The 16,056-nt window shown below is 72.5% G+C and carries 18 protein-coding genes; 9 read left to right on the top strand and 9 right to left on the bottom strand.

The genetic code is table 11. From position 1 onward, the window contains the following. From B0E54_RS30580 to B0E54_RS30560, 5 genes are all read left to right on the top strand, one after another. A partial coding sequence (locus B0E54_RS30580) for an NAD(P)H-hydrate dehydratase (RefSeq protein WP_234591135.1) occupies positions 1 to 1,186 on the top strand: 1,186 nt, incomplete at its 5' end. A gap of 90 nt (positions 1,187 to 1,276) precedes the next feature. Then, positions 1,277 to 2,398, top strand: a complete 1,122-nt coding sequence (alr, locus tag B0E54_RS30575) for an alanine racemase (protein ID WP_234591121.1) — start codon at positions 1,277 to 1,279, stop codon at positions 2,396 to 2,398. Further along, complete coding sequence (locus B0E54_RS30570) at positions 2,395 to 3,498, top strand: alpha/beta fold hydrolase (protein WP_234591119.1); 1,104 nt, start codon at positions 2,395 to 2,397, stop codon at positions 3,496 to 3,498. Before alr ends, B0E54_RS30570 begins: the two co-directional genes overlap by 4 nt. After that, positions 3,495 to 3,977 carry a tRNA (adenosine(37)-N6)-threonylcarbamoyltransferase complex ATPase subunit type 1 TsaE gene (tsaE, locus tag B0E54_RS30565; protein WP_234591116.1) on the top strand — a complete coding sequence of 161 codons (483 nt, stop codon included), beginning with the start codon at positions 3,495 to 3,497 and terminating at the stop codon, positions 3,975 to 3,977. Before B0E54_RS30570 ends, tsaE begins: the two co-directional genes overlap by 4 nt. A 75-nt stretch (positions 3,978 to 4,052) precedes the next feature. Next, entirely contained in the window at positions 4,053 to 4,754 is a 702-nt protein-coding gene (locus B0E54_RS30560) for a uracil-DNA glycosylase (protein WP_234591103.1), read from the top strand. Between the two features lie 92 nt (positions 4,755 to 4,846). Here the strand turns inward: B0E54_RS30560 and B0E54_RS30555 are convergent, their stop codons facing one another. Beyond that, entirely contained in the window at positions 4,847 to 5,551 is a 705-nt protein-coding gene (locus tag B0E54_RS30555; RefSeq protein ID WP_234591101.1) for a helix-turn-helix domain-containing protein, read from the bottom strand. A gap of 697 nt (positions 5,552 to 6,248) precedes the next feature. On the opposite strand from B0E54_RS30555, the gene tsaB reads away from it, so the two are divergent. Genes tsaB through B0E54_RS30535 form a run of 4 tightly spaced genes read left to right on the top strand, consistent with a single transcriptional unit; the run spans position 6,249 to position 8,716 of the window. Then, complete coding sequence (gene tsaB, locus B0E54_RS30550) at positions 6,249 to 6,926, top strand: tRNA (adenosine(37)-N6)-threonylcarbamoyltransferase complex dimerization subunit type 1 TsaB (protein ID WP_234591098.1); 678 nt, start codon at positions 6,249 to 6,251, stop codon at positions 6,924 to 6,926. Then, a complete protein-coding gene (rimI, locus tag B0E54_RS30545) occupies positions 6,923 to 7,408 on the top strand; it encodes a ribosomal protein S18-alanine N-acetyltransferase (protein WP_308195432.1) in 486 nt (161 codons plus the stop codon). The genes tsaB and rimI overlap by 4 nt, the downstream gene beginning before the upstream one ends. Continuing rightward, positions 7,401 to 8,447, top strand: coding sequence for a tRNA (adenosine(37)-N6)-threonylcarbamoyltransferase complex transferase subunit TsaD (gene tsaD / locus B0E54_RS30540; RefSeq protein WP_234591096.1), 1,047 nt, complete (start codon positions 7,401 to 7,403; stop codon positions 8,445 to 8,447). Before rimI ends, tsaD begins: the two co-directional genes overlap by 8 nt. A gap of 14 nt (positions 8,448 to 8,461) precedes the next feature. After that, entirely contained in the window at positions 8,462 to 8,716 is a 255-nt protein-coding gene (locus tag B0E54_RS30535; protein WP_039906914.1) for a hypothetical protein, read from the top strand. A 22-nt stretch (positions 8,717 to 8,738) separates the two neighbouring features. Here the strand turns inward: B0E54_RS30535 and B0E54_RS30530 are convergent, their stop codons facing one another. The 8 genes from B0E54_RS30530 to B0E54_RS30495 form a co-directional block, all read right to left on the bottom strand. Next, positions 8,739 to 9,479: a DUF4142 domain-containing protein gene (locus B0E54_RS30530; protein WP_234591094.1), complete on the bottom strand. Its 741-nt coding sequence runs from the start codon at positions 9,477 to 9,479 to the stop codon at positions 8,739 to 8,741. A 168-nt stretch (positions 9,480 to 9,647) separates the two neighbouring features. Beyond that, complete coding sequence (locus tag B0E54_RS30525) at positions 9,648 to 9,956, bottom strand: DUF1707 domain-containing protein (protein ID WP_234591092.1); 309 nt, start codon at positions 9,954 to 9,956, stop codon at positions 9,648 to 9,650. A gap of 19 nt (positions 9,957 to 9,975) precedes the next feature. After that, positions 9,976 to 11,157, bottom strand: a complete 1,182-nt coding sequence (locus B0E54_RS30520) for an ROK family protein (protein ID WP_234591089.1) — start codon at positions 11,155 to 11,157, stop codon at positions 9,976 to 9,978. A gap of 22 nt (positions 11,158 to 11,179) precedes the next feature. Further along, complete coding sequence (locus tag B0E54_RS30515; RefSeq protein WP_234591087.1) at positions 11,180 to 12,442, bottom strand: sugar ABC transporter permease; 1,263 nt, start codon at positions 12,440 to 12,442, stop codon at positions 11,180 to 11,182. Continuing rightward, positions 12,439 to 13,257 (bottom strand): ATP-binding cassette domain-containing protein, encoded by an 819-nt coding sequence (locus B0E54_RS30510; RefSeq protein WP_234591084.1) that lies wholly within the window; start codon positions 13,255 to 13,257, stop codon positions 12,439 to 12,441. The genes B0E54_RS30515 and B0E54_RS30510 overlap by 4 nt, the downstream gene beginning before the upstream one ends. Positions 13,258 to 13,372: 115 nt before the next feature. Then, positions 13,373 to 14,467 carry a sugar ABC transporter substrate-binding protein gene (locus B0E54_RS30505; RefSeq protein ID WP_234591082.1) on the bottom strand — a complete coding sequence of 365 codons (1,095 nt, stop codon included), beginning with the start codon at positions 14,465 to 14,467 and terminating at the stop codon, positions 13,373 to 13,375. Positions 14,468 to 14,645: 178 nt separating this feature from the next. Next, positions 14,646 to 15,125: a Cys-tRNA(Pro) deacylase gene (ybaK, locus tag B0E54_RS30500; RefSeq protein ID WP_234591080.1), complete on the bottom strand. Its 480-nt coding sequence runs from the start codon at positions 15,123 to 15,125 to the stop codon at positions 14,646 to 14,648. 10 nt (positions 15,126 to 15,135) lie between these two features. Beyond that, positions 15,136 to 16,056, bottom strand: a 921-nt coding sequence (locus B0E54_RS30495; protein ID WP_234591066.1) for a methyltransferase domain-containing protein, incomplete at its 5' end; no start/stop codon positions are given.

Here is a 16,056-nt window from a genome sequence, read left to right as displayed (position 1 = left end):
GGCCGCGCTGCGCGCCGCCGGGGGCCGGGTCGTCGACCGCCCGACCGGCCCGGTCGACCTGGTCCTCGACGGCATCGTCGGCATCGGCGGCACGGGCGGACTGCGGGCGAACGCCGACGGGATGGTCCAGCGCCTCGACGACCTGCGCGGGCGCGACGGCGCTCGGGCCACCGTGCTGGCCGTGGACGTGCCGAGCGGGGTGGCGGTGGACACCGGGCACGTGCCGCTTGCCGCGTCCGGCCGGCCCACCGCGGTCCGCGCCGACGTGACGGTGGCCTTCGGCGCGTTGAAGCCCGCCCTGGTCGTCGGCCCGGCAGCCGCCCTGGCCGGGCAGGTGGAGCTGGTCGACATCGGGCTGCGGCCCTGGCTGCGGGGCACCCCCGCGCTCCAGGTCACCGAGTGGTCGGACATCGTGCAGTGGTGGCCGGAGCTGGGCGCGGCGTCGGAGAAGTACACCCGCGGCGTGGTCGGGGTGGCCACCGGCTCGGCGACCTACCCGGGCGCGGCGGTGCTCTCCGTCGGTGGGGCGCTCGCCGGGCCGACGGGGCTGGTCCGCTACGCCGGTGGCGCTCGCGCCGAGGTGCTGCACCAGCACCCCTCGGTGATCGCCACACCGCGGGTCGCCGACGCCGGCCGGGTGCAGGCCTGGGTGTGCGGCTCGGGGCTGGGCACCGGCGAAGACGCGGCTGCCGAACTGCGGGCCGTCCTGGCCGCCCCGGTGCCGGTGGTGCTCGACGCGGACGCGCTGACCCTGCTGGTGGACGGCTCGCTCGCCGACCGGCTGCGCGGCCGGGACGCGCCGATCGTGGTCACCCCGCACGACCGGGAGTTCACCCGGCTGTGCGGGGAGGAGCCCGGCGCCGACCGGGTCGGCGCCGCGCTGCGGCTGGCCGCCTGGATGAACGCGGTGGTGCTGCTCAAGGGGGACCGCACGGTGATCGGCACGCCGGACGGCCGGGCGTACGTCAACCCGACCGGGACCCCGGCGCTGGCCACCGGCGGCACCGGCGACGTACTGGCCGGACTGCTCGGCTCGCTCCTGGCGGCCGGGGTGCCGGCGGACCGGGCGGCGGCCTCGGCCGCGTACCTGCACGGGCTCGCCGGTCGGGAGGCGGCCCGCGGCGGTCCGGTGACCGCGCCCGACGTGGCGACCGCGCTGCGCCCGGTCATCGCCCGGCTGGGCTGATCGTCGCTGTTCGGGGCCGGTTGGCCGGCTCGGCGGGCCGGGCCGTGCGTCGCCGCCCAACCGGATCGGGGCGGAAAGTAGGCTGGGCGTATGTGGCAGGCCGAGGTACGCGTCGATCTTGATGCCATCCGCGAGAACGTGAGCCGGCTCCGCTCCGGCACCACCGCCGAGCTGATGGCGGTGGTCAAGGGTGACGGGTACGGCCACGGCATGCTCCCGTCCGCCCGCGCGGCACTGGACGCGGGGGCCGACTGGCTCGGCGTGTGCACTCTCGACGAGGCGCTCACGCTGCGCCGGGCCGGGATCACCGCGCCGGTGCTGGCGTGGTTGCTCGCGCCGGGGTTGCCGCTGCACGAGGGGGTCGGCGCCGGGGTGGACCTCGCCGCCGCCAGCCTGCCGCAACTGGACGAGATGATCGAGGCGAGCCGGCGTGCCGGGCGTCCGGCCCGACTGCACCTGAAGATCGACACGGGGTTGTCCCGGGGTGGCGCGACCGTCGACGAGTGGCCGGAGCTGCTCGACGCCGCCGCGAAGGCGCAGGCCGACGGCCTGGTCGAGGTGGTCGGTGTGTGGAGCCACTTCGTGTACGCGGACATGCCTGGCCACCCCACGACCGACCGGCAGCTCGCCGCCTTCCACGAGGGGCTGGCCATGGTCGAGCGGGCCGGGCTGCGCCCCCGCTGGCGGCACCTGGCCAACTCGGCGGCCACCCTGACCCGCCCGGACACCCATTTCGACCTGGTCCGCCCCGGGCTGGCCGTCTACGGCCTGTCCCCGGTGGCCGGCGACACGTACGGGCTGCGGCCGGCGATGACCGCGCGGGCCCGGGTGATGCTCACCAAACGGGTGCCCGCCGGCACCGGCGTCTCCTACGGGCACACCTACACGACCGAGGCCGACGCGAACCTGGCCGTGGTGCCCCTCGGGTACGCCGACGGTGTGCCCCGGCACGCGTCCAACACCGGGCCGGTGCAGCTCGCCGGTGCACGGCGGACGATCTCCGGGCGCGTCTGCATGGACCAGTTCGTGATCGACTGTGGCGACGACCCGGTGGCCGACGGCGACGTGGCGACCCTGTTCGGCAGCGGTGCCGACGGCGAGCCGACGGCCGACGACTGGGCCGAGGCGGTCGGCACGATCAACTACGAGATCGTCACCCGGTTCGGCAGCACGCGGGTGCCGCGCGTCTACGACGGCGAACGCCCCTCATGACGTACCGCATCCCGCGTCCGCGGACCGCCGTCGGCCGGGTCGCCGGCCTGGTCGGCGCCGCGGTCGGAGTGGCGGCGGCCGGCCTGGCCGCCGGCGTCGCGACCGAACGCACCCTGGTCCGCCGGCTCAAGGCCGACCCGGCCGACCGCTACGCGCACGAGAGGTTCGGCGAGCAGCGGTACGACGAGGCGTTCCGGCTGGAGCTGCCGGACGGCACCGACATCCACGTCGAGGTGGTCGAGCCGACCCGCCCGGTGCCGGGGCACCCGACGGTGGTGCTGGTGCACGGCTTCTGCCTGGACATGGGCACCTTCCACTTCCAGCGCCGGATGCTCGCCGCGCGCGGCGACTACCGTGTCGTCGCGTACGACCAGCCCGGTCACGGCCGGTCCGGCCGGTTGGAGACCGGGGAGTACGACCTGGCGGTGCTCGGCCGGACGCTGCGCCAGGTCATCGACCGGACCGCCCCCGAGGGGCCGCTGGTGCTGGTCGGCCACTCGATGGGCGGCATGACCATCATGGCGTTCGCCGAGCTGTTTCCCGAGCTGTTCGGTGACCGGGTGGTGGGCACGGTACTGATGGCCACCTCGGGTGGGTTGATCGCGGAGACCAAGCTGGTCGCGCCGGCGCTGCTCGGCCGGGTCGGTGGCCCGATGCTCTTCATGGTCAGCAACGCCACCCGGTACGGCGGCCCGGTGATCGACAAGGCCCGCAAGTCCACGTCCAACGTGGCCTGGCTGCTGACCCGCAAATACGGCTTCGGCACCCGCAAGCCCAGCCCGGCGCTGGTGTCGTACGTGGAGACGATGAACTCCCGGACCTCCGCAGACACGGTGACCCGCTACCTGCGGACGCTGGCCACGCACTCGCGTTTCCCGGCGCTGGCCGCCTTGGCGAACGCGCCGGTGCTGGTGGTCGTCGGCGACAAGGACATGATCACTCCGGTGACACACTCGGAGGAGATCGTCCGGCGGTTGCCGCACGCCGAGTTCATCAAGATCAAAGACAGTGGTCACGTGGTGATGCTGGAGCACGCCGACGAGGTCAACGCCGCGCTGGCGCGGTTCCTCGAGTCACTGGAGAGCATGGAGGACCGGTGAGTTTCGTCGTCAAACTGCCGACAGTCGAGGACACTCGGGAGTTCGGCCGCCGGCTGGCCGGGCTGCTGCGGGCCGGTGACCTGGTGCTGTTGACCGGTCCGCTGGGGGCCGGCAAGACCGCGCTCACCCAGGGCGTCGGCGCGGGCCTCGGTGTTCTCGGCGACGTCACCTCGCCGACGTTCGTGATCGCCCGTGTGCACCGGCCCGACCCGGCGCGGGGTGGTCGGGTGGCCCTGGTGCACGCCGACGCGTACCGGCTGGGCGCCGCCAGCGACCCGCGTGCCGAGATCGACGATCTGGACCTGGACGCCTCGGTGGACGAGTCGGTGACCGTGGTGGAGTGGGGCGAGGGCCTGGTGGAGCAGTTGGTCGACGCGCACCTGCGGGTCCGTATCGACCGCCGCGACGACGACACCCGGATCGTCGAGCTGGACCCGGTCGGTGGCGACTGGGCCCGACGGATCGCCGAGCTGGGTTGAGGCCTGTCGGCGCGGGAGCTGTCGGACCCGGTGCCTAGAGTGCGGGGGACCGACCCGCGCTGGAAGAGGTTCCTGATGCCCGACGACGCCCCCGCCCTGGATCTGCTGGCCCTGCTGCCGGAGCAGTGGCGTGCCGTGCTCACCCCGCACCTCGATCCGGCTCGCACCGCCGCGCTTGCCGAGTTCGTCGAACGGGAGTACGCGACGCAGACCGTCTTCCCGCCGTTGGAGGATCTCTTCTCGGCGTACCGGCTCTGCCCGCCGCAGAGCACCCGGGTGCTGATCCTCGGGCAGGATCCCTACCACCGCGCCGGGCAGGCCCACGGGTTGAGCTTCAGCGTCCGCGAGGGGGTGGCGGTGCCGCCGTCGCTGCGCAACGTCTTCAAGGAGCTGGGCGAGGACGTGGGCGTGGCCAAGCCGCGCAGCGGCAACCTCGACGGCTGGGCCGCGCAGGGCGTCCTGCTGCTCAACGCGGTGCTGACGGTGCGCCAGGCCACGCCGGGTTCGCACGCCAACTCGGGCTGGGAGGAGTTCACCGACGCCACGATCCGGGCGCTGGACGCCGCGCCGGAGCGGGTGGTCTTCCTGCTCTGGGGCGGCTACGCGCGCAAGAAGGCGGCCCTGGTCACCAACCCGCAGCACGTGGTCTTGGAGGCCGGTCACCCCAGCCCGATGAACCCGCGCGGCTTCCTCGGCAGTCGCCCGTTCAGCGCGGCCAACAAGGCGCTCGCCGACGCCGGCCGCCCCACCATCGACTGGGAACGCACCGCCGGCTGACCCTGCGGCGCAGGCCCTGGCCGCCGGCTTGTTGTTGTGGCGGGGGCGGTGCCGCCCGGCGGGACCGCGCGGCCCTTAGCCACGCGGCGCGGTCAGCCTTCGACAGCGAGTTGCCGCGCCCGGTAGCGGCGCAGCAGTTCGGCGGCCCGCGGCTCGGTCAGCTCCAGCTCGACCAGCGGCACCACCCGATAGTCGCGCCCACCGTGACGCACCTCGATCGTCTCGGGCAGCTCGTCGCACATGGTCGCCCTGATCTCGCCGTACCGGGTCGACCAACGGTGCTCGCCCGGCTCCTCCGGCTCCAGCCACACCCCGCCGAACTCGCCCCACCGAGCGTTCCACCGCTGGCCGTAGTTCGCCTCGAGCCAGCGGGTGAACCGTTTCGAGTCGTGCCAGCGCAGGGCGATCTCCACGGCGTCCACCGGGACCGGTGCGCCCTGCAACAGAGCCGCCGTGCTGCCGGTCAGCACCTGCGGAAAGTCGGTGAGTCGGTCCAGCGTCTCATCCAGGCTCAGCGCGTCGATGCGTTCCGCGATCGGCCGGGCAGCCAGTTCGTCAATGCGGGCGTCGAGGTGCGCGTCCAGCGGCTCGACCTCGACCACCATCTGCACGTCCATCGCTGCGAACAAGCGCTCCAGCACGGGAAAACTCGCGGCGCGGCTGCCGCTCTCGATCCGGGCAACAGCCGCCTGGGTGATCCCCGCCGCCTCGGCCAGCTGGGACTGGGTCAGGTCGCGCAGGTGCCGTTGCTGGCGGACAGCCCTGCCGAGCAGGGTGGCGAGGCGCGTGGGCGGCATGTCGACATGGTGGACCGCAAGCGGCCAAGGAGAAACCGCTCAGCCGAATTCACGACTGAGTGGCCTAGGTCCGAGATCAGTCGAACCGGCCACCCCGCCACCCTGTCGACCGGCCGATCCGCCGCCCCGCCGACGGCACGGCCCGGCCCGGCGCGGCCGGGACGTCATTCCCTGAAAAGCGGTATACCTGTGAGTCATAAATATGACTCACAGGTATACCGCTCATCACGGCAAGTGGCCTCCGGCCCGGTTGAGTGACGTCCCGCAAAGGTCGACTGAGAACAGCCGACGGGAGGATGGCCAAGACGGCCGAGGGGCCGGCCAGGGCAGCCGAGACGGCGATGCGGGTGAAGCGACCAGTCCCGCTCGATGGACTGGACGACCAGGACGGCCATGACGACGCAGCGGGAACGGTCAGGACGGCCCGGTCAGAGCGGCCCGGGCAGCCGGGCCTGCGGCTGGGTCTGCTCAGCCGGGCTTGAGCGGCGGGGCTTGTGCGGCCGGGCCTGCAACTGCCAGCGCCCCGGGCATCAGGACGGTCAGGAGTGAGTGGCTGACCTGGGCGCAGGCAAGGGGACGGCCGCAGGCAGGGGGACGGGCGTAGGCAGCGGGACGGGCGCAGGCAAGGAGGGCGGGGCGCAGGCAGGGGGCGGGGCGTGGCCGGGCGGCGGTGGCGGGGCCGCTAGGCTGGCTAACCGTGCTCGTACTCGTGGTGGACAGCTCGACCCCCGCGGTGACCGCAGCGTTGGTGGAGATCTCGGCGGACGGCGTGACGTCCCGGGCGCACCGGTGCACGGTCGACGCCCGCGCGCACGGTGAACTGCTCGCGCCCCAGGTTGACGCGGTCCTCGCCGACGCCGGAGCGCGCCCGCGTGACCTGGGCGCCATCGTCGCCGGGCTCGGCCCGGGGCCGTTCACCGGGCTGCGGGTCGGCCTGGTCACCGCCGCCACGATGGGGCAGGTGCTCGGCGTCCCGACGTACGGCGTCTGTTCCCTGGACGGCATCGGCTACCCGGCGGTGGCCGGCGAGCCTGTGCTGGCCGCGAGCGACGCCCGTCGCAAGGAGCTGTACTGGGCCGTCTACGACGGCGCCGGTCAGCGGATCGTCGGGCCCGAGGTGTCCACCCCGGCGGTGGCCGCCGCGCGCGCCCGGGAACTGGGGGCGACGATCGCTGTCGGCGACGGGGCGCACCGCTACGCCGAAGCCCTGGACCTGCCGGTCCGGGTCGAGCCGCGCTACCCGGAGGCCACCGTGCTGGCGCAGCTCGCCGCCGAGCGGATCCGGGCGGGCGCACCCAGCGAGCGGCTCACCCCGCTCTACCTGCGCAGGCCGGACGCCGTGGCGGCGATCGGCCGCAAACCGGTCCTGCCGTGAGCACGACGGTACGGCTGGACCCGTTCCGCTGGTGGCACATCGATGAGGTGATGCCTCTCGAGAAGGACCTCTTCGGCGCGGATCACTGGTCGCCGGCGATGTTCTGGAACGAGCTGGCCAACAGGCACCACTACCGGGTCGCCACCGACGCCGACGGCGCCCTGCTCGGCTACGCCGGGCTCGCCGGAGCCCCACCGGACGAGGTGTGGGTGCAGGTCATCGCGGTCCGCCGGGACGTCCAGCGCCGCGGCGTCGGGCGTGTCCTGTTGGAGGAGCTGCTCGCCGAGGCGGCCCGGCGTCACGCCCGCAGCACCCTGCTGGAGGTCGCCGTGGACAACGTCGCCGCCCAGCGGCTCTACGCGATGTACGGGTTCGAACCGATCGGGGTGCGTCGCGGCTACTACCAATCGAGCAACACCGACGCGCTGGTCATGCGGCGCGACGCCGAGCCGACCGGGGACGGACCACACGACCATGGCTGACGAACCGCTGATCCTGGGCATCGAGACCTCGTGCGACGAGACCGGCGTCGGCATCGTACGCGGGCACACCCTGCTGGCCGACGCGCTCGCGTCAAGCGTCGAGGAGCACGCCCGCTTCGGGGGCGTGGTGCCCGAGGTGGCCAGCCGGGCCCACCTGGAAGCCATCGTGCCGACCATGCAGCGCGCGCTGACCGAGGCCGGTGTCACCCTGGCCGACATCGACGCCATCGCGGTCACCTCCGGGCCCGGTCTGGCCGGCGCGCTGCTCGTCGGCGTCGCCGCCGCCAAGGGGTACGCGCTGGCGGCCGAGAAGCCGGTGTACGGCGTCAACCACCTCGCCGCGCACGTCGCGGTGGACACCCTGGAGCACGGCCCGCTCCCGGAACCCGCGATCGCGCTGCTGGTCTCCGGCGGGCACTCGTCGCTGCTGCTGGTCGATGACCTGGCCCGGGGGGTCACCCCGCTCGGCGCCACCATCGACGACGCGGCAGGTGAGGCGTTCGACAAGGTCGCCCGACTGCTGGGTCTGCCGTTCCCGGGCGGTCCGCCCATCGACCGGGAGGCCCGCGCCGGGGACGCCGCCTCGATCGCGTTCCCGCGTGGCCTCACCGCCGCCAAGGATCTCGCCGCCCACCGGTACGACTTCTCGTTCTCCGGGCTGAAGACGGCTGTGGCCCGCTGGGTCGAGGCGCGGCAGCGCGCCGGCGAGCCGGTGCCGGTCGCCGACGTGGCCGCGTCCTTCCAGGAGGCGGTCTGTGACGTGCTGACCAACAAGGCGATTGCCGCCTGCCGGGCGCAGGGCATCGAGACGCTGGTGATCGGTGGGGGAGTGGCCGCGAACTCCCGGCTGCGGGCGCTGGCCGAGCAGCGGGCCGAGAAGTACGGCATCCATGTGCGGGTGCCCCGGCCGAAGCTGTGCACCGACAACGGGGCGATGGTGGCCGCGCTCGGATCGCACCTGGTCGCCGCCGGGGTCGCGCCGAGCCGGCTGGACCTGCCGGCCGACTCAGCGCTGCCGCTGACAACTGTCAGCGTGTGACGGAGGCACCGGAGATGATCGTGCGGATGTGGGAGGCGCGCGCCGAGGCGTACGGCGTCGCCGACCTGATCACCTGGGTGTGCGACACCGCCCTGCCGGAGTTGGAGCACGACCCTCTGCACGTGTCCAGTGAGGTCTTCTCCTCCACCGACCACCGGGTCGTGGTCATCTCCAAGTGGCGCAGCAGCCCGCGTCCGTTGCCCGATCCACCCGCCCTGCTGGTGGCCCGCGCCCCGCACTCCTGGGACTTCACCCAGGTGGATCGCTGACGGGGCCACCAGAGGCGGTGGTTCAGCTGCGGCGCAGCATCCGGTAGGTGGCGATCCCGCCGGTGCCGAGCGCCGCGAGGAAGACCAGCCAGACGACTGTGCTGCTGACCCCGACCTGCGGGCCGGTGTTCGCCGCGGCGGCGGCCAGCAACCCGTCCTGGCCGGGGGCGGGCAGCGCCGCCGGGGGCAGCTCCGGCCAGCGGACCAGCCCGGTGGACTCCAGCATCTGCATGTGGTGCTGCACGAAGGCGTTGGCGTCCTCGCACAGCTTGCGGACGGTCGCGTCGCGGGTGCTGGCCCGGACCGCGCCGATCACCGGAAAGATCTTGCCGTGGGCCACCCGGAGCCGGGTGACGAAGATCTGGTCGAACCGGGCGCCGGAGGCCTTCTGCATCTCGGCCAGCCAGCCCTTCTGCTCGGCGGTCGGCTCGGTGGGGATGGTCGCGCCGAGCTTGTTGGCGGCGTCCACGACGAGCTGGTCGAGCTTCTGGTGCTCGTTGGCGATGCCCGCACCGATCTCCCGGACCTTCGCCGACTGCCCCTTCTCGGCGGCCATCTGACCGGCCGGCATCTCCCACAGCCCGGCCAACCGCACACCGTTGAGCAGTGTCATGTCGGCGGCGTTGAGCTGCTGTCCGCCAGCGGGGGCGGCGATGGCCACTCCGGGCAGGACACCGACCCCCGCGATGATCGCGATGAGCAACATCGCCGCGCGGTGCATCCGGTTGCCCGGCCGACGACGGGCGGATCTGAGCGGTGCCATGTCTGCGGTGCCTCCTCGGTCCGGACCGAAACGCGTCTGGACCGGGCAGCCGCATCCTGCCGACCGCCCGTCCGCCCACTGGTACGGACTGATCGCCCGATCAGTTCATCGGTACGTCCCGTGGAAATGCGTGCGGTGGACGAGCCGGAGCCCTCCGCGCGACGCCGGTCAGCGGGTGACGGCGAGGAAACCGCCGAGCAGCAGCAGGGTGAGTGCGGCCACGGCGAAGAGCACCAGCAGCTCCCGTCGGCCGTGCCCGATCTGGTCACCGGCGTCGGCCGTCGCGGCGGCGGGGTCGGGCAGGGCCGGCAGGTCACGGGTCAGCGCGGCCAGGTCGCCGAGGGTGCGGGAGGCCCACACCGCGCCGGCCCGCTCGTCGAACTCGTCAAGCGTGAGCCGGCCCTCGGTGGTGTGCCGGTGCAGCTCGGCGACCACCCGGTGGCGGTCGTCGTCGGAGGCGCGCAGCTCGACATCCACGCGGGACAGGGTACGCGGATCAGCCCACGTCGAGGGGGTCGGCGAGGAGCCGTTCGAAGGCCAGTTCGGCGGCGCCGATCAGGGGCGCGTCCTCGCCCAGTTTGGGGGTGCGCAACCGGACGTGTTCCAGGCAGGCGCCGAGGGCGTTGGAGTTGAGTCGACTGCGGATCTGGGCGGCCGCGGCGAGGTAGAGGTCCCGCATGGTGCCGCCGAAGATGACCATTTCGGGGTTGAAGACGTTCACCAGGTTGGCCACCCCGAAGCCCAGCCAGTCACCGGCCTTGCGGACCGCCGTCTGGGCGCGGGCGTCCCCCCGGTCGGCGGCGTCGAAGACGGCCAGCAACGCGTCGCGGCCTCGGGCGTCGGACCGTCCGGCCGCGCGGAGCAGGCCGTGCTCACCGATCTCGGTCTCCCAGCAGCCCCGGGCGCCGCACTCGCAGGGCATGCCGTCCCGGACCACCTTCATGTGGCCGACCTCGCCGCCGTACCCGCCGTGTCCGGTGAGTCGACGCCCGCCCGCGATGATGCCGGCGCCGACGCCGACGTCCCCGTACAGGTAGATGACGTTGTCGCAGCCGGCCGCGACTCCCCGGGCGTGCTCGGCGAACGCCGCCACGTCTGCCACGTTGCCGACCGTCACCGGCACGTCGAGGCCCAGTTCGGCGCCGAGCGCAGCGCCGATCGGCTCGTCCACCCAACCCGTGGTGGGGCCGAGCCGGACCAGGCCGTCCTCGCGGCGGACCATCCCGCAGACCGCGACGCCGGTGCCGACGCAGATCGCGTCGGCGGGTACCGCCTGCTGCATCTCCTTGACCGCGCCGGCCAGCATCGGCGCGGCCTCGGCGGCGAGCAGCCCGCGTGGTCGGTCCAGCTCCCGGCGGTCCAGCACCGCGCCGCCCAGGCCGACCCTCGCGGCGCGCAGCCGGTCCACCTCGACGGAGTACGCGTACGCGTACACCCGGGCCGACTCGGGCCGGACGACAATGGACGGTCGTCCGGCCCGGCCGGTCTCCTTCGGCGTTCCCTCGCTGACCAGTCCGACGCTGGCCAGGTCGACGGTGAGCGCGCCGATGGTGCTCCGGTTCAATCCCAGCGCGGTGGTGAGTTCGGCCCGGGTGGTCGCCCCGTGGACGTGCACGTGCCGCAGCAGGGCCCCGAGGTTCTGCCTCCGGACCTCCTCCTGGCTGGGTGCCGGGCGCATGCTGGTGCTACCTTCCGCGCGGTCAGCGGGTGCCGGTGGCTGCCGCGCGGCGACGGGAGAGCGCGTCGACGCTGGCGGCGAGCAGCAGCACGACGCCGGTGACCACGTACTTGACTCCCGCGCTGTACCCCATCAGGCCCATTCCGTTTTCGATGACCGCGACCACCGCGCCGCCGAGGATGGCGTCGAGGACGCGGCCCTTGCCGCCGAAGAGGCTGGTGCCGCCGATGACGGCCGCGCCGACCGCGTAGAGCAGTACGTTACTGCCCCCCGTGTTCGGGTCGACCGAGTTGGCCCGGCTGGCCGCCACGATGCCTCCGACGGCTGCCATCGACGAGCAGATCATGAAGACCGAGATCCGGATGCGGTCGACGCCGATGCCGGCCCGGCGGGCCGCTTCCCGGTTGCCGCCCACGGCGTAAATGTGCCGGCCGTAGCTGGTGCGCTGCAGGACGAAGGTCCAGACGACCAGCAGCACCGCGATGATCGGCACCACGATCGGCACGCCCTTGAGCGAGCTGATCAGGACGTTGCGGCTGCGCTCCAGGTTGAGGACGTACACGGCGGTGCCGAGGATGACGGCGAGCCCGGCGATCCGGAGCGCCACCACGGCGATCGGGTCGGTGATCAGGCCGCGGGCCACCCGGTTGCGGTGCCGCAGCAGTTGCACCGCCGCGTAGCCGGCGACCGCGAGGATGGCGAACGCCCAGCCCAGGGCGGGGCTGAGGTTGCGGTTCGCGATGGCGACCAGCACGTTGTCGCGTACGGAGATGTTGGTGCCCTCCTTCACCAGCAGCAGCACGATGCCCTGGAAGGCGAGGAAGCCGGCGAGGGTGACCACGAAGGACGGGATACCGACCTTCGCGACGAGCATGCCGAGGGTGGTGCCGATGACAAGGCCGGTGGCGATCGCGGCGAGCACCGCAACCCACCAGGGGTAGCCGAGCACGGTGACCACGTTGGCCAGTACCGCCGCGCAGACGCCGCTGGCGAAGCCGGCGGAGAGGTCGATCTCGCCGAGCAGCAGCACGAAGACCAGACCCATCGCGATGAGCGTGACCGCGGCGCCCTGGGTGAAGAGGTTGGCGAAGTTGCCCGCCGACAGGAACGACGACGGCCGCATGACCGCGAACACGGTGCAGAGCACGATCAGGCCGAGCACGGCCGGCAACGCGCCGACGTCGCCACCGCGTACCCGACTGATGTAGTTGCGGGCGTGTCTCCCGACGGTCGGCGGCGGTGTGACGGCCGCCGGGCCGTCCTTGCGCACGGCGGTGGTGGTCATCGGACGCCTCCTGAGATCGAGTCGGCCGCCTGCGGGCCGTCGCCGTTGCCGCCCGGGTCGGTGGCGAGGCCGAGCCCGCCCGAGCGCCCGGCGGTGATCAGCTCAACCACCTGGGCGTGAGTGATGTCGGTGGTCTTCACCTGGGCGACCATCTGGCCGAGGTACAGCGCGGCGATCCGGTCGGAGACGGCGAAGACGTCGTTCATGTTGTGCGAGATGAGGACCACGGCCAGGCCGTTGTCGGCGAGGCGGCGGACCAGTTCGAGGACCTGCGCGGTCTGTGCCACACCGAGCGCCGCGGTCGGCTCGTCCAGGATGACGAGCTTGCTGTTCCACAGCACAGCCTTGGCGATGGCCACGGTCTGGCGCTGACCGCCGGAGAGGCTGGACACGTGCTGGCGAAGCGAGGTGACGGTACGGATGGAGAGCCCCGCAAGGGTCTCGGCGGCGAGCTGTTCCATGGTCGGCTCGTCCAGGACGATGCCGCTGTGCTTCTCCCGGCCGAGGAACATGTTCTGCACGATGTCCAGGTTGTCGCAGAGCGCGAGGTCCTGGTAGACGACCTCGATGCCGAGGGCTGCGGCGTCGCGAGGGCTGCCGATGTGCACCTGTTCGCCGTTGAACAGGACCTCACCGGCGTCGGTGGGGTAGATGCCGCTGATGCACTTCACCAGGGTCGACTTGCCGGCGCCGTTGTCGCCGACCAGAGCGGTCACTTCGCCCGGGTGGACGGTCAGGGCGACGTCGCGGAGCACCTGGACGGGACCGAAACTCTTGTCGATCCCGCGGAGCTCCAGCAGGGGGGTCGCGGACACGGGGGTCTCCTTCTTAAGGGAGGGTCGGGGCCCGTCCGGCGGGCGCCGCCCGGCACGGGAGGGGTGCTCCCGTGCCGGGCGGCGGTGGTCGTCCCGGCGGGTACTGCGGCGTCGGTCAGCTGATGCCGGCGTCGGCGCAGGCCTTGGCGTACGCCGCGGTGCAGACCGTCTCCTTGGTCACGTAGCCGTCGGCGATGACGTCCTTGATGTTGTCCTTGTAGATGGCCTTCGGGGTGAGCAGCACCGAGGGGACGTCACGGCCACCCTCCGGGTCCTTCACCGTCTGGCCGGTGTCCTTCTTCTCGCCCTTGGCAAGCGCGATGGCCAGGTCGGAGGCGGCCTTCGCCTCTTCGCGGACGGCCTTGTAGACCGTCATGCACTGGTCACCGGCGAGGATGTTCTGCAGGCCCTCGGTGCTGGCGTCCTGGCCGGTCACCGGCACCTTGCCGTTGAGCTTGTTCTTCTTGAGGATCGAGATGGCCGCGTTGCCGAGACCGTCGTTGGCGGCCAGCACGCCGTCGATCTTGCCGTTGGCCTTGGTGAGCTGCTGCTCGAAGATCGTCGTGGCCTGCGCGTTGTCCCAGGCCGGCACGGCGTCCTCGGGGCCCTTGACGTATTCCTTGGAGTCGAACTTCGGCTTGAGCACCGAGTCGTAGCCGGCCTTGAACAGGGTGGCGTTGTTGTCGGTGGGGGAGCCGTTCAGGTACGCCACGACGGGGTTCTTGACGTTCTTCTCAGTCAGGCACTTCGACAGGCCCTCGCCCTGGAGCTTGCCGACGGTCTCGTTGTCGAAGCTGACGTAGTACTGGGCGGAGCCGCCCAGGGTGAGCCGGTCGTAGTCGATGGTGGCGACGCCCTGCGACTTGGCCTTGTCGAGCACTGCCTTACCGGTGCCGGAGTCCAGGTTGACGATCATCAGGGCGGTGACGCCGCTGGTGATCATCTGGTCGGCGATGGTCTGGAAGGCGGTCTTGTCGTTCTGGGCGTTCTGAATGTCGTACTTGACGCCGGCGGCCTTGAACGCCTCTTCCAGGAACCTGCGGTCCGCGGTCTCCCACCGGGCGGAGGACTTGCTGTCCGGGAGGATGACGCCGATCTTGGGGGTCTTGGCGGAGCTGGGCTTGTCGGAGCCGGAGTCGTCGCCGCAGGCGGTCAAACCGCCGGTCGCGAGCAGGCCCACGGCGGCGATGGTGAGGATCCCCTTACGCATGTGCAGGGTCCTTTCGGAGGTGGGGGAGGTGTTGTTTTGTTGTGTCCGGCAACGTATTTCGCGTCACACTGGTCCCACAAGACCGCGCAGGTGCCAAGTTTGTTGGAAGCGATAACAATTCAGCAACGCGACTGTTACTCCCCGGGTATCCCACGGGGAGCCTACGTAACGACTGTCGTCAGCGGGTCTGCAACGGCGCGGTGCGGGCCTCGGTCAGCGCCACCAGATCCGCCGCGGCCAGTTCGAGTTGCAGGCCGCGTCGACCAGCCGAGACGTAGATCGTCGGCAGATCCAGCGCGGATTCGTCAAGCACGGTGGGCAGGCGTCGGCGCTGCCCGAGCGGACTGATCCCGCCCCGTACGTAGCCGGTGGCCCGCTCGGCGACCGCCCGGTCGGCCATCGTCGCCCGCTTGCCGCCGACCGCCGCCGCGAGCGCCTTGAGGTCCAACTCGCCGGTGACCGGCACGACCGCCATGGTCAGCGCGCCGTCGACCTCGGTCACCAGCGACTTGAAGACCCGCTCGGGTGCCACGCCGAGCGCCTCGGCGACCAGCGCGCCGTAGTTCGGCGCGTCCGGGGAGACCCGGTACGGATGGGTGCGATACGCGATCCCACGCCTGCCCAGCAGCGCCGTCGCCGGAGTGCCCTGTCCCGCCACACCGACGACGCTAGTGGACCGGGTGGCCGACCAACACGGTCGGTGCCCCGGCCGTCCGGGTGAGCACCAGGCTCGCCGCCTGGTCGCCGGCCAGCCGCAGATCCCGCCGCAACTGCTCCGGTGTGAGCGCGGAGCCCCGCTTGAGGATCTCCACCCGGCCCACCCGCCGCTCGCGCAGTAACGCCCGCAGGCGCTTGAGCGAGAACGGCAGCACGTCGGTGATCTCCAGACACCTGGCGTACGGGGTGCGGGTCGGCCGGTCGGCGTAGAGGTAGGCGATGCTCGGGTCGGCCAGCGTGGCGTCCAGCTGGTCGGCCAGTTCGGCGACGAGATGCGCGCGGACCACCGCCGGGTCCGGGTCGTACAGGTAGCGGCGCGGTGGCCCGACCGACGCCTCGGTGGCGCCCGAGCCGGTGAGCTGGAAACGGTGCGTCTCGGCGCCCACCTGTTGGTAGAGAGTCGCGCGGCGGGGCACCTGGGCCAGGTCGCCGCACCAGAGCGCGGCCTCGACCAGGTCGCCGTCCACGCCTACCCACTCCGCCTCCGCGCCCGCCGGGATGAGCGCGTGGTCCAGGCCCGGCGCCACCTTCACCACCGTGCGCGGCACCCGCTCGGCCAGCCCGGTGACGAAGTCCCACGGCGGCGAGTAGGCGCGCGGGTCGAAGATCCGCCGACCGGTGCCGCTCGTGCGTCGGGCCGGGTCACAGAAGACACCGTCGACCCGGGAGACGTCGAACGCCGTGGCGTCGCCGCACTCGACAGTGAACAGCTCGGCCAGCCCCGCGGCGGCGGCGTTGGCGGCGGCCATCGCGGCGGTCACCGGGTCGGCCTCCACCCCGTACACCCGGATGCCGGCGCGGGCGGCGGCGAGCGCGTCGGCGCCGAGGCCGCAGCCGAGGTCGGCCAGCGTGCGTACGCCTGCCGCGCGCAG

Origin of the sequence: Micromonospora sp. MH99, from assembly GCF_021442385.1 — a bacterium.
In the GTDB taxonomy this organism is placed as follows: Bacteria; Actinomycetota; Actinomycetes; order Mycobacteriales; family Micromonosporaceae; genus Micromonospora.
Note: the sequence above shows the minus strand (reverse complement) of the source record. Positions and strands in the feature narration are given on the sequence as shown.